Here is a 12955-nt window from a genome sequence, read left to right as displayed (position 1 = left end):
GTCCCCGATCACCGCGGCGGCACGGCCACGCTCAGTCCAGCACCTTCATCATGTCCACGGAGGCCGTCTCGAAGCCTGCGCGGCGATAAGCCCTGAGCGCGAGGTCATTGCCCTCCAGCACACCGAGATGGAGGACCTTGCGCCCCGTCGCCCGCGCAAAGCGCTCGGCTTCCGCCAGCAGGATCTGACCGATGCCGGTCCCACGCTCCGCGGCGCCAACGACGATATTCTCGATATAGACGTGATCGCGCAGGTGCTCGTGTACGAACGGGCCGGTCCGGGCAAGCTGCAGCGCGAGATAGCCGACGACGCGGCCATCGCTCTCGGCGACCATCAGCACACCCCCGGTCTCGTCCGCCTTCTCACGATCATCTGCCAGGCAGGCGGCGGCCACCTCCGGCCCGGTCCCGCGCGCCGGACTCAGGCCCGCCTCATGGGCGGTCAGCTCCAGCAGCAGCGCCAGCACGGCGGGACGGTCCGCCTCCGCCATCGGTCTGATCGTGATGCCCACCGTTTGAAACTCCAAAAGAAAAGGGCCAGCGAGACGCCGGCCCCTCGCAACTTGCCGTGGGTCCGGCGGCTCAGTGCGCCATTGCCTTGACGATCTCGTCGGTGACCTTCTTGGCGTCCCCGAACAGCATCATCGTGTTGGGCATGAAGAACAACTCGTTCTCGACGCCGGCATATCCCGAGCCCATGCCGCGCTTGATGAAGAGCACGGTCTTGGCCTTTTCGACATCAAGGATCGGCATGCCGTAGATCGGCGACTGCGGATCGGTCTTGGCCGAAGGGTTGGTGACGTCATTGGCTCCGATGACGAAGGCCACATCCGCCTGGCCGAACTCGGAGTTGATATCCTCGAGTTCGAAAACCTCGTCATAGGGCACGTTCGCTTCGGCGAGCAGCACGTTCATGTGGCCGGGCATACGGCCAGCGACCGGGTGGATGGCGTACTTGACCTCGACGCCTTCCTTCTTCAGCGCGTCGGCCATCTCGCGCAGCGCATGCTGGGCTTGCGCCACCGCCATGCCGTAGCCCGGCACGATGATGACCTTGCCGGCATTCTTCATGATGAAGGCCGCATCGTCGGCCGAGCCCTGCTTCACCGGGCGAGCCTCTGTGGCGCCACCGGCAGGGCCAGCGGTCTCGCCGCCGAAGCCACCGAGGATGACCGAGATGAAGCTCCGGTTCATGCCCTTGCACATGATGTAGGACAGGATCGCACCGGAAGAGCCGACCAGCGCACCGGTGATGATCAGCGCCATGTTGCCGAGCGTGAAACCGATGCCCGCAGCCGCCCAGCCCGAATAGGAGTTGAGCATGGAGACCACGACCGGCATGTCCGCGCCACCGATCGGTACGATCAGCAGCACGCCGAGCGCGAAGGCGAGGAGCACGATCAGCCAGAAGGCGACGTGGCTCTCGGTCTTCAGGAAGAACAGCAGCAGCACGATGACCGCGATGCCAAGGCCGATATTGATGCCATGGCGCTGCGGCAGCATGATCGGTTTGCCGCTCATCCGCCCGTCGAGTTTCAGGAAGGCGATGATCGAGCCCGTGAAGGTGATCGCGCCGATGGCGCAGCCCAGCGCCATCTCGAACAGGCTTGCGCCCTTGATCTTGCCGACCTGACCGATGCCGAAGGCCTCCGGCGCGTAGAGCGCCGCTGCCGCGACCAGCACTGCCGCCAGACCAACCAGCGAGTGGAAGAAGGCGACGAGCTGCGGCATCTGGGTCATCTGCACGCGCCGGGCCATGTAGGCGCCGATGCCGCCGCCGATAGCGATGCCGAGAACGACCAGGAACCAGCCGGAGAAGCCGGAAGGCGGATAGAAGATCACGGTGGTGGCAATGGCGATGCCCATGCCCACCATGCCGTAGAGATTGCCCTGACGCGAGGTTGTCGGATGCGACAGGCCTCGCAGGGCCATGATGAACAGGACGCCGGAGACGACGTAGAGAAGGGCGGAGAGATTAGCGGCCATGTGCGCTCAGCCCTTCTTCTTGTACATCGAGAGCATGCGCTCGGTGACGAGGAAGCCGCCAAAGATGTTCACGGACGCCAGGACCAGCGCGACGAAGCCAAAAATCTTGGCCCAGATCGGACCATCGCCCAGAGCAGGCGCCGCATTCACGCCAACGGCGAGCAGCGCGCCGACGACGATGACGGAGGAGATCGCGTTGGTCACCGACATCAGCGGCGTGTGCAGTGCCGGCGTCACCGACCAGACGACATAGTAGCCGACGAAGACCGCGAGCACGAAGATCGCAAGCCGATAGACCGTCGGGTCCACGCCGGTAGCGGCACCGGCGGCGGCCGCAGCCTGCTCGGCATAGCGCTCCGCCAGTTCTGCAGCCTGTTTCGCGAGGGCAGCCGCCGAGCGGGCCTGCTCGAGCGCTTGTTCAGGTGTCGGATTAGCCATGGTCGGACACTCCCCCTAGCGATGCTTCAGGCCTTCGGCGCGAAATTCGGATGAACCACCGCGCCGTCCCGGGTCAGCGCAGTCGCCTTCACCAGCTCGTCGTCCCAGTTCACCGCGAGCTTCTTCTCGCCCTTGTCGATCAGCGTTTCGACGAAGGCGAAGAGATTCTTGGCGTAGAGGCTGGAGGATGTCGCAGGCAGACGCCCGGGCACATTCAGATGGCCCACGATCTTGACGCCATTCGGCGTGGTCACGATCTCGCCCGGCTTGGCGAGCTCGCAATTGCCGCCGCGCTCGACGGCGAGATCGATGATCACCGAACCCGCCTTCATGCTTTCGACCATCGCGGCGGTGATCAGCTTCGGCGCCGGGCGGCCCGGGATCAGCGCGGTCGTGATGACGATGTCCTGCTTGGCGATGTGGCCGGCGGTGAGCTCGGCCTGCTTTGCCTGGTATTCCGCGGACATTTCCTTGGCGTAGCCGCCGGCGGTCTGCGCCTGCTTGAACTCCTCGTCCTCGACGGCGAGGAATTTCGCACCGAGCGACTCGACCTGTTCCTTCGTGGCGGGGCGCACGTCGGTCGCGGTGACGATGGCGCCCAGACGCCGCGCAGTCGCGATTGCCTGCAGGCCGGCGACGCCGACGCCCATGATGAAGATCTTCGCCGCGGGAACCGTGCCTGCCGCCGTCATCATCATCGGGAGAGCCCGGCCATACTCGGCGGCGCCGTCGATCACGGCCCGATAGCCGGCGAGATTGGCCTGAGAGGACAGGACGTCCATCACCTGCGCACGGGTGATGCGCGGCATGAATTCCATGGCGAAAGCAGCGACATTGGCCTTCGCAAGGCCTTCGACTGCGGCCTCGTTACCGTAAGGATCCATGATGCCGACGACGAGCGCGCCCGCCGGCAGGCCGGCGAGTTCGCTCTCGGCCGGGCGGCGCACCTTGAGAACGATATCGGCGCCCTTCAGCGCCTCCTTGGCGTTCTTGGCGGTGGTCGCGCCGGCAGCCTGGTAGTCCGCGTCGGTAATACCGGAAGCGAGCCCCGCTCCCTTCTCCACTGCGACATCGGCCCCGAGGCCAATGAACTTGCGGACGGTTTCCGGCGTCACGGCGACGCGGGTTTCCGTCCCTTGCGTTTCGGCTGGGACAGCAATGCGCATGGCAGGCGGGGCCTTTCCGGCGTTACATCAGGAGGAGCGCGAGCAGCATCAGAACCAGCGGAACCGCCGGTGCACGCCAGGACAGCGAGGGAGCGGCAATGCCGACGCCTGTGGCGACGAGGGTCAGGAGCGTTCCGACGACCGCAGTACCCCAGGCATGCTTGGTTCCGCCCACGGCGAGCGCCGCGACGATGGCAAGGCAGGCTGCAGTGGTAACTTCGGCCATGTGGACGAAGCCGCGATAGGTCCGCTCGTGTTCCGGATAATCCATCTGCGGAGCATCGGCTGCGCTGTGTCCGTGGTGGGCCATAAAAACTGTTCCCGCATAAAAAGGTCTCATTGCCGTGTAGCGCACCAGCGAAGGGTCTGGCAACGCGTCAACACGCCATCGCCGCCTGTTTCAGGGGCATTTCAGGCAGTGAAACCGCTTGCTCTGCAAAGCCCTGGTAACAGCGGGGATGCCGGAACGAACATCCCCGTCAATGCGCAGCGGCCAATCCGGCGCGATCGAGTGCCTTCGCCTGAACGTCAGCCACATGCTCGGTCGAGAAATTCTCGATTTCCTGCTCGAACAGGCGATGGAAATTCAGCTCGGCATCGAGATGCAGGAAGACGCCGCCGAGGCCGATCGCGGCGCGGTCCATGAAGACGAATTCACGCGGCACGGTCACCGGCCCGCGCTTCTTCAGCGCCTGATGCACCTGGAAGGCCTGCTTGCGGCCATACTCCGCCGGGCTGACATCTTCGGCGATGCKCCGGGCCCTGTCCTCCAGCAACGGCCCGTAGATGAAACGCGCCCAGATGTTGAGGGTGTCGACCAACTCCTTGGTCAGCCCCTTGAAGCCCCAGGTCTCATAGGCGTGGATCACGCGCGCCTGGTCATTCTCCAGGAGGCCGCGATAGAGATCGACCACCCCGCCGACGAAGGAGGGTGGGAAGATCCGGATGCAGCCATAATCGAGCAGGTTGATGCCTTGTGGCGCACCATCCTCCGAGAACACCGTGTAGTTTCCGAGATGCGGGTCGCCGTGAATGACGCCGTGATGGCTGAAGGGGCGCCACCAGGCACGGAACATCGCGGTCGAGATCCGATCGCGGGACTCCTGCCCGTCCTGCTTATGGTCGAGGATTCGGTCACCCTCGAGCCAGTGCATGGTCAAGAGCCGGCGGGTCGACAGCCCGGCTTCCAGCGTCGGCACGCGCACGTCCGACGTCTCGGCCAGCATCGCGCGGTAAAGCGCGATATGTTTCGCCTCGCGGACGTAGTCGAGTTCCTCTCGCACCCGCGCGCCGATCTCCTTGGCGATCTCTGTGGTGTCKATCACCGGATCCATGCGTCGATGCAGCGCAAACAGGATGTCGAGCTGGGCGATATCGGCCTCGACCGCTGATTCCATATCCGGATATTGCAGTTTGCAGGCGACCGGCACGCCATCATGCGTCGTCGCCCGGTGCACCTGGCCGAGCGACGCTGCCGCCGCAGGCTTCAGGTCGAACTCGGCGAAGCGCATGCGCCATTGCGGCCCGAGCTCCGCCATCATGCGGCGCTTGACGAAGGCCGGCCCCATCGGCGGCGCCTGCGATTGCAGCTTCTGCAGCTCGGCGGCGTATTCCGGCGGCACGACGTCGGGAATGGTGGCGACGAGCTGCGCCACCTTCATGATCGGCCCCTTCAGCCCACCCAGCGCCTTGGCCAGCGCCTCGGCATTGCTGAGATTGCGGCCTTCCAGTCCGAGCAGCCGCGTCCCGGCAATGCGTGCCGCGACCCCACCGACATTCGCCCCGACGCGGGCGTAACGGGCTGCGCGGGCGGAGAAACGATTGGCTTCGCTGTCGCGTTCGGACATGTCGCTCACAGGATTGGCTGCAGGGTCGCGCCCAGGATGTAGGGCACGATCACGGCAGAACCAATGCTACATCATGCCCCGTCGGCGCAGCACGGTACCGTGCGCGCCCGGCGCCCTTCACTCGAGGAAGGCCGCAAGGTTCGCCAGCGTCGACCTCAAACCCACATCGTGGTCCTCCTGCCGGATGCCCGCGGGCACGTTCTCGCAGAGGATGGTGACCTCTGTGCCGCTCCCGACCGGAGCGAGGCTCCATGACATCGTCATCGTACCCGCGAAAGACGGATCCTCCGACACGAACTCAACCGACTGTACGATCCGCTCGTCCGGAATCAGCTCCAGAAAACGACCCTGAACGATGTCGGTGTTCTCCGAGGTCTTGCCGGCCCCTGAATGCTGCGATGCCTCATAGGTCAGGACCATGCGATAGCGTCCGCTGACCCGCGGTTCGAATGCGAGGATCTCGCCCGTCATGCCGCGTGGCGGGAGCCAGGACGCCAACGACTTGGGGTCAACGAAGGCGCGGTAGATGGCTTGTGGAGACGCTTGGACGATCCTMGAAGCGGAGTCCGTTCTCGTCCTGGCGCCAGGATTGGTCATGGCGTCCCTCCTTTCGGGCAATACACGTTGCTCTTCAACTGCGGCATCGATGCCGTCCAGAGGAGCCCAGCTTCCTCAATGCGACGTTTGCAAACTCCGTTCCGTGCAGGTGGCCAGCACCACTTGAACCTGGATTGACCATCAGTCACCTCCCGTCCAGGTTCGCTGGGTTCTATCCAACCCGCGCCGCCAGGTCGGCCCTGACATCCGCCGCACCGACAACCCGTCCACCGGCGGCTTCGACCCGTTTGACAGCTTCCGCGATCAGCGCGGCATTGTTCCGTGTCTCGCCGAAGGGCGCATCTTCCAGTCCGGCACGAACATGCACACCGCGGGCAACCGCGTGCGGGATCAGGTTGCCAAGTTCCACGCCCAGCCCCGCGATCATCACAGGCGCCTGCGGCGCAACCTCGGCAAGCAGCGCAAGATGGGCCTCGAGCGCATAGGACTTCGGCGGGAAGCCCCAGGCAAAGGCGTCCGAGAACATCAGCCGGTAGATCGGCATCGGCATGCCGGGATAGGCCTTGGCCAGCGCAGCTCCCAGGCGTGTGAAGCCTGGCTCGTAAATGGCATAGCTCGGATGGACCTTATGGCGCTGCGCCACCTCCATGCCCTCGCGAATATGCTCGCCGGGGTTCTGGTAGATGAAGCCTGCCTCGCCTTGTGGGATGCCGGCAAAGGTCGTCCAGTTGCAGGACCCGGGATCGAGCACGCCCCACTCGACCAGGCCGCGCTTCGCCAGCTCCTCCAGATGCCAGTAACGGCCGGAACCGACGATATCGCCGGCATAGCCGGAGCCGACGATCGGGATGGTCGGATAGACGATGGCATCGACCTTGGTGCGGATGCCCTCGATCGCCTGCGCATAGAGTTCCCAGTCGTCGCGCTGGCGGCCGGTCACGAGGTCGTAGACATGAAGATGGACAATGGCCGCCCCGGCCTCGACCGCCGCAATGCCGTCGGCAACAATCTCGGGGATGCTGATCGGAATGCCGGGCTGACGCTCCCTGCCCCAGGGGCCGTTGATCGCGGCTTCGATCCAGATCGGTGTGCTCACGGCGTTTCGTCCTCAGGCCAGGTGTCGGGAACCGAGCGAGCGTCCCCCTCGATATCGATGCAAGAGAGAACCGAACGTCGCCATCAGTGCAACACCACGGTGAGCAAATGAGCTCTGCTTCGGCCTTGCCAGCAGCCCGCGCCAGCACGCTAGAATGCGCAAAAGCCGGGAGGAACGGATGGGGCTCCATTTCGAGGACTTTGACCTCGACAGCAGCATCACGACCCGCGGGCGCACCGTCGGCGAGGGTGACATCACGCTGTTCGCCGGCCTTTCCGGCGATTTCAATCCGCTGCATGTCGACAGCGAGTATTGCGCAGGCACGCCCTTCGGCGAGCGCATCGCCCACGGCCCCCTGACGCTCGCCATGGCGATCGGCCTGATGTCGCAGCAGAACCTGATCGATGCCACCACCATGGGCCTGCTCGATCTGCACTGGACATTTACCGGGCCGGTGAAGGTCGGCGACACGGTCCATGCCGTCGTCACAGCCGTCGAAAGGACACCCAGCCGCAAGCCGGACCGCGGCATCGTCACCCTGCGCCTCGAGGTGCACAACCAGCGCGGCGAGCACATCCAGACCGGCCATCTCAAGCTGCTGATGAAGCGCCGCACTGGGGATCAAGGCTGATGTTGGAACGGCGCCCCAGCTATCGCGAGACCTGTGAGCGGTTCGCCTGGCAGATCCCCGAGCGGTTCAATATCGGCGTCGCAGCCTGCGACCGCCACGCGGACGGCAGTGGCAAGCCGGCGCTGATCTATGAAGACCAGGGGCACGGCGTCGCGACGATGAGTTTCGACGCGCTCAAGCTCGACACGAACCGGCTCGCCAATATGCTGCGTGCCCATGGCGTCAAACCGGGTGAGCGCGTCGGCATCCTGCTGCCGCAACGCCCGGAAACCGCGATGGCCCATCTCGCCATCTACAAGATGGGTGCGATCGCCCTGCCGCTCTTCACCCAGTTCGGACCGGATGCGCTTGAACACCGGCTGCAGCATAGCGGCGCCTGCACGCTGATCACCGATGGCGAGAACATCGTCAAGGTCGAGGCGAGCCGCGGGAGCCTGCCGGAACTCAGGCGGATCTTCCTGATCGACGGCGCAGGCCACCTCGACTTCTGGAGCGAGTTGAACAAGGCGTCCGACAGTTTCACGCCTCTCGACACCACGCCCGACGATCCGGCGCTGATCATCTACACCTCCGGCACCACGGGAAAGCCCAAGGGCGCGCTGCATGCCCACCGTGTGCTGCTCGGCCATCTGCCCGGCGTGCAATTGCCGCAGGAATTCTTCCCGCAGGCCGGCGACCTGTTCTGGACGCCGGCGGACTGGGCCTGGGCCGGCGGATTACTCGATGTTCTGCTGCCGAGCCTCTATTTCGGCGTTCCGGTGCTGGCCTCGCGTGCCCGCAAATTCGATCCCGAGGCAGCCTTCGACCTGATGGCGCGCCACAGCATCCGCAACGCCTTCCTGCCACCGACAGCGCTGAAGCTAATGCGGCAGGTTCACAATCCAAGAGAGCGCTTCGCCTATGCGATGCGCTCGATCGGCACCGGCGGCGAAACACTCGGCGCCGATATGCTAGCCTGGAGCAAGGAAACCTTCGGCTTCGAGGTCAACGAATTCTACGGCCAGACCGAAGCCAATCTGATCGTCTCCAACTGCGCCAGTCTGTTCCCGGTCAAGCCTGGCTCGATGGGGCGCGCCGTTCCCGGCCATCGCGTCGCGGTGATCTCGCCAGAGGGCGCGGTCCTGCCTGCTGGAGAGCAGGGGCTGATTGCGGTCGCGCGACCTGACCCCGTGATGATGCTGGAATACTGGCGCCAACCCGAGGCGACAACGGCGAAGTTCCTCGGCGACTGGCTCGTCACCGGCGATACCGGCGCCTGCGACGAAGACGGCTATTTCTGGTTCCAGGGCCGTGATGACGACATCATTTCCAGCGGCTCCTATCGCATTGGCCCCGGCGATATCGAGGATTGCATCATCCGCCACCCCGCCGTGCTGATGGTTGCCGTGGTCGGCAGTCCGGACCCGCTGCGGACGGAGGTGGTCAAGGCTTTTGTCCTGCCGAAACCGGAGATCACCGCCTCGGCGGCGCTCGCCGCCGAGATCCAGGACTTCGTCAAATCGCGCCTCGCCGCCTACCAGTATCCGCGCGAGATCGAGTTCGTGACGGAATTGCCGATGACCCCGACCGGCAAGATCAGGCGCAAGGATCTGCGGGACCAGGAGATCGCAAGGAAGCGGGGCGGCGAATAACCAGGCGGAGGCGGTTCAAAGCCAAATCTTCATGAGCCTCTCTTCATGAGGAAGGCCCCTGTCGCCTCGAAGAGCCCGGAGCGCGCATGTTCGAGATGCATCAGATGCGTGCCCTCGGGAATGACGACATCTCGGGTTTCACTCGTGCCAAGCCGCCCGCGCAGCCATTGCGCATCGCTGTCCCTGCACAGGCTGTCCCAGGCGCCGCGCACGATCAGGGTCGGCGCCGTGATGTGAGACGGGTCGTAGCCGAGCCGCCCCGACCAGGCCGAGGCGATATCGGCGCGAGGCCCGGAGGGAATCTTGACCGCCGGTTCAGGCCTTCTGCTTGCGGCTTGCGCATCGCTGGCGAGATAGGCTGGACCCCAGTCTGCGAGCGTGGGTTCGATCAGGACCGGGGAGTGGCCATGCGGGACGTCCTCGACGAAGCGCGCGAGCTGGTCGGCAACCGAGACGAGACGCCACGCCCCGATGCTCTCCGGCGCAAGGAAGCCTGGGGTCTTGCGTTGCGCGATAGGCCCGAACAGGACCAGTCGCTCGACACGCTCCGGATGCAGCGAGGCAAGGAGCCCGGCGACGATGCTGCCCCAGGAATGCGCGATGAGCGACACTCGGGCCCGTCCGGTTACGTCCAGCACGTGCTCGATCACCCGCGCCAGCTGTTTTGCGGCCTCTGGCGCGCGCCCGGATGGCGCATTGTCAGGCGCCTGGGCAAGGAAGCTCGCGGGCCTGTCCGAGCCGCCATAGCCCGCGAGATCAAAGCTCCAGACATCGAAACCGCGCTCCTGCAGGTCGTCCATCCAGGAACGCCCGTCGAAGCGGTATGCAACAGAAAGGGCCGACGGAAAGGTCGCGCCATGAACGTAGACGACGCTCGGCCCGGCCCCAGCCGCACGCCGGACCAGCAAGCCGGGCGTCTCGGCCGTTTCCGTCAACCGCATGACCTCGCCCGCGGCGACGGCGCGCGCTGTGTTGATCGAAGCTATGTTCATGGCTGGCTCCCGCCCTTGCTGGGTGGGCGGGAGACTGCGCCTTCGAATACGCGCTGACACCTGGAAACACTTCGGTGCCGACCGAAGGCTTCGGTGGGACTGCCTCTCTGGGCGCCTACAAGGCCTCGAGTACCAGCTCGAAGGTCATCAACACCGGATTGTCGCCGCGTCTCAGACGGCCCTGCGCCATCGCACCGGTGAAATCGACCAGCGCCACATCGATCTCTGCGGCAAGTCGCCCCTGCGCGGGTTCGATGACCCCGGCCTGAATCGCGACTTCGGTCGCGAAATTCTCGACGATCCGGCCATCCTCGAAATGCGCGCCGATGGTGCTGCCGACGCCGCCATGGATGACGGCACGCCGGATGCCGCGTTCGGCACAGAACTCTTCCAGCGCCGTGGTGAAATCGACATTCGGGCCCACACGCAGGGCGAAATAACGCCCTTCGCGCGAAGCGCCGGAGAATGGCACTGCGACCGGGCCGAACAGCTTGAAATTCGTCTCCGGATCGGGCGCGGCGGCAAAACCGGCGCCATCGAGGCCCAGCGCCGGTACGGTGACCGTTTCCGCGAGCACGGTGTCGTCCGGCAGGATATGACCGCCGCTGACCTTGCCGTCCGCTTCCGTCCAGAGCGCGTGGCAGTGGAAGAAGGGCGCTCCATCACGCATACCGAAGGTCATCGCCCCCGTCTCGACGCGCGTCACGCCGGCAGGCCGAAACGTGTCGCTATAGAAGGCGGCATGCTCCGGTGTCTTCGACAGCGCCGGCATCACATAGGCGAAGGGTCCTAGGACGAGCCCATCGACCGTGACCACGCCACTGGTGAAGCCCATTGCCGCAAAGCCGCGGCGCACCGCTTCCAGAAGCGGAAGCCCGGCCGCGAGAGACATCCTGAAGCGTCGGCCATGCGCTTCGATCCATTGAATGCGCTCAGGCGCAGCGGGACCGGGCTGGATGATCTGCCGCATCACCTTTCGCCCCGCATCCGGGCGAGTTCGCCGCGCGCTTCAAGCTCGTCCTTGACCAGCCGCTTCGGCACCTTGCCGTAACCCGACTTCGGCAGCGCCTCCCAGAACAGGAAGCGCTTCGGCATCTTGTAGCGGGCGATCTTGGTTGAGAGGAACTCGGCGAGTTCGGCCTCGCTGGCCTGCGCCCMCGAACATGCGACGCAGACGGCGATACCGATCTCGCCCCAGACCGGATCGGGCACGCCGACCACGGCCACCTCCGCGATTGCCGGATGGGTCAGGATCTTCTCCTCGATCTCGCGCGGGTAGATGTTCGAGCCGCCGGAAATGTACATATCGGACGCGCGCCCGGTAATGTAGATAAAGCCCTGTTCGTCCATGTGACCGAGGTCACCCGTACGGAACCAGCCGTCACGGAACGATTTCGCATTGGCCTCGGGGTTGTCGTAGTAGCCCGCGAACACGGCCGGGCCGACGACGCAGATTTCGCCCTGCTCCCCTGCCGCGACCTCACGCCCCTCATCATCCTGGATCTGGACCTGCATTCCCGTGCGCTCGAAGCCGCAGGTCCCGATACGCGCATTCGGGCCATCCTCGGGATCATGCAGGGCTGGCGGCAGCACCGTGATATTGCCGGTGACCTCACCGAGCCCGAAATACTGCACGATCACCTTGCCCAGCTTGGCAAGCGCCGCCTTCTGATCCTCGCGATACATAGGCGCGCCGGCATAGATGACATAGCGCAGCGAGGAGTGGTCATGCGTGTCGACGGCCGGATGCTCGACCAGCATCTTCAGGATCGTCGGCACGGTGAAGATATTGGTGATGCGGTGGCGCGCGATCAGGCGATAGGCCTCGTCGACGTCGAAACGCTCCGACGGCAGCAGGATCGTCGGCGCGCCGCGCGCCGAGATGACGAGCTGGTGCACGCCCGCGCCATGCGAGAGAGGCGCGACCACGAGCGATGCATCCGCCTCCGTCGTTCCCGGCAGCAGGTCGCAGAGATGGTTGGTGACGACGAAACCCATCTGGCCATGGGTGAGCACCGCGGCCTTCGAGCGCCCCGTGGTACCCGAGGTAAAGAAGAACCAGCAGGGATCGTCACGCTCGACCGCGGCATTCGCAACGCTTGCACCAGCATGGCGCGCGATCATCTCGCCGACCTCGGCCTCGCCAAAAGCTCCTGCCCCGATACGCCAGGTAAAGCCGAGCGCGGGTTCAGCAGTGGCGACCGCCGCAGCATGCTCCGGAAAATCGCCATGGCACAGGAAGGCCTTCGCACCGGACGCCGTCGCGAGATAGGCGACCTCGTCCGGCAGCAGCCTGAAATTGGTCGGCACCCAGACGGCACCAAGCCGAAAGGCCGCGAACATCGAGAAGAACATCGCCTCGCAGTTCTTCGAATGAACCAGGATGCGGTCCCCCTTGCCGATGCCTCGCGTCGCCAGCGCCGCGGCCAGCGCCGAAACCTGCGCATCGATCTCGGCCCATTTCCACTGCCTGTCCCCCCAGATGAAGCCAGGGCGCTGGCCGAAGCGGCGCGCATTCTGGGTGACGATATGGGCAAGGTTCATCACGCGGCGCGTCACGGGTGCGACGCCGCCGCGCGGGGCGGCCTGGCTGGCAAGGGCTTCGGTCACG

The 12955-nt window shown here is 65.2% G+C and carries 13 protein-coding genes; 2 read left to right on the top strand and 11 right to left on the bottom strand.

Going from position 1 to position 12955, the window contains the following annotated elements; all coding sequences use genetic code 11:
• Window positions 1-31 precede the first annotated feature (31 nt).
• The 8 genes from AC1DIO_RS20165 to AC1DIO_RS20130 form a co-directional block, all read right to left on the bottom strand.
• Window positions 32-511 (bottom strand): GNAT family N-acetyltransferase, encoded by a 480-nt coding sequence (locus AC1DIO_RS20165; protein ID WP_441488184.1) that lies wholly within the window; start codon window positions 509-511, stop codon window positions 32-34.
• Window positions 512-581: 70 nt separating this feature from the next.
• Window positions 582-1985: an NAD(P)(+) transhydrogenase (Re/Si-specific) subunit beta gene (locus AC1DIO_RS20160; RefSeq protein ID WP_441488183.1), complete on the bottom strand. Its 1404-nt coding sequence runs from the start codon at window positions 1983-1985 to the stop codon at window positions 582-584.
• A gap of 6 nt (window positions 1986-1991) precedes the next feature.
• Window positions 1992-2423 (bottom strand): NAD(P) transhydrogenase subunit alpha part 2, encoded by a 432-nt coding sequence (locus AC1DIO_RS20155; RefSeq protein ID WP_069879377.1) that lies wholly within the window; start codon window positions 2421-2423, stop codon window positions 1992-1994.
• Between the two features lie 26 nt (window positions 2424-2449).
• Window positions 2450-3589: a Re/Si-specific NAD(P)(+) transhydrogenase subunit alpha gene (locus AC1DIO_RS20150; RefSeq protein WP_441506981.1), complete on the bottom strand. Its 1140-nt coding sequence runs from the start codon at window positions 3587-3589 to the stop codon at window positions 2450-2452.
• A 22-nt stretch (window positions 3590-3611) separates the two neighbouring features.
• Window positions 3612-3899, bottom strand: coding sequence for an aa3-type cytochrome c oxidase subunit IV (locus AC1DIO_RS20145; protein ID WP_069879375.1), 288 nt, complete (start codon window positions 3897-3899; stop codon window positions 3612-3614).
• Between the two features lie 169 nt (window positions 3900-4068).
• Entirely contained in the window at window positions 4069-5436 is a 1368-nt protein-coding gene (locus AC1DIO_RS20140) for an ABC1 kinase family protein (protein ID WP_476853989.1), read from the bottom strand.
• A gap of 117 nt (window positions 5437-5553) precedes the next feature.
• Window positions 5554-6033: an SRPBCC family protein gene (locus AC1DIO_RS20135; RefSeq protein ID WP_441506979.1), complete on the bottom strand. Its 480-nt coding sequence runs from the start codon at window positions 6031-6033 to the stop codon at window positions 5554-5556.
• Between the two features lie 172 nt (window positions 6034-6205).
• Window positions 6206-7090: a beta-keto acid cleavage family enzyme gene (locus tag AC1DIO_RS20130; RefSeq protein WP_441488179.1), complete on the bottom strand. Its 885-nt coding sequence runs from the start codon at window positions 7088-7090 to the stop codon at window positions 6206-6208.
• A 178-nt stretch (window positions 7091-7268) separates the two neighbouring features.
• Between AC1DIO_RS20130 and AC1DIO_RS20125 the strand changes: the two genes are divergently transcribed.
• Both AC1DIO_RS20125 and AC1DIO_RS20120 read left to right on the top strand, forming a co-directional pair.
• Window positions 7269-7721 (top strand): MaoC/PaaZ C-terminal domain-containing protein, encoded by a 453-nt coding sequence (locus AC1DIO_RS20125; RefSeq protein ID WP_441506978.1) that lies wholly within the window; start codon window positions 7269-7271, stop codon window positions 7719-7721.
• Window positions 7721-9352, top strand: coding sequence for an acyl-CoA synthetase (locus AC1DIO_RS20120; RefSeq protein WP_441506977.1), 1632 nt, complete (start codon window positions 7721-7723; stop codon window positions 9350-9352). The genes AC1DIO_RS20125 and AC1DIO_RS20120 overlap by 1 nt, the downstream gene beginning before the upstream one ends.
• 29 nt (window positions 9353-9381) lie before the next feature.
• Here AC1DIO_RS20120 and AC1DIO_RS20115 read toward each other — a convergent pair whose 3' ends face one another.
• The 3 genes from AC1DIO_RS20115 to AC1DIO_RS20105 all read right to left on the bottom strand — a co-directional run bounded on the left by AC1DIO_RS20115 (window position 9382) and on the right by AC1DIO_RS20105 (window position 12954).
• Window positions 9382-10344, bottom strand: coding sequence for an alpha/beta fold hydrolase (locus AC1DIO_RS20115; protein WP_441506976.1), 963 nt, complete (start codon window positions 10342-10344; stop codon window positions 9382-9384).
• A 115-nt stretch (window positions 10345-10459) separates the two neighbouring features.
• Window positions 10460-11314, bottom strand: coding sequence for a PCC domain-containing protein (locus AC1DIO_RS20110; RefSeq protein WP_441488175.1), 855 nt, complete (start codon window positions 11312-11314; stop codon window positions 10460-10462).
• Window positions 11314-12954 (bottom strand): acyl-CoA synthetase, encoded by a 1641-nt coding sequence (locus AC1DIO_RS20105; protein ID WP_476853988.1) that lies wholly within the window; start codon window positions 12952-12954, stop codon window positions 11314-11316. The genes AC1DIO_RS20110 and AC1DIO_RS20105 overlap by 1 nt, the downstream gene beginning before the upstream one ends.
• Window position 12955 lies beyond the last annotated feature (1 nt).

It is taken from the genome of Allobosea sp. 05T439 (assembly GCF_056396005.1).
Note: the sequence above shows the minus strand (reverse complement) of the source record. Positions and strands in the feature narration are given on the sequence as shown.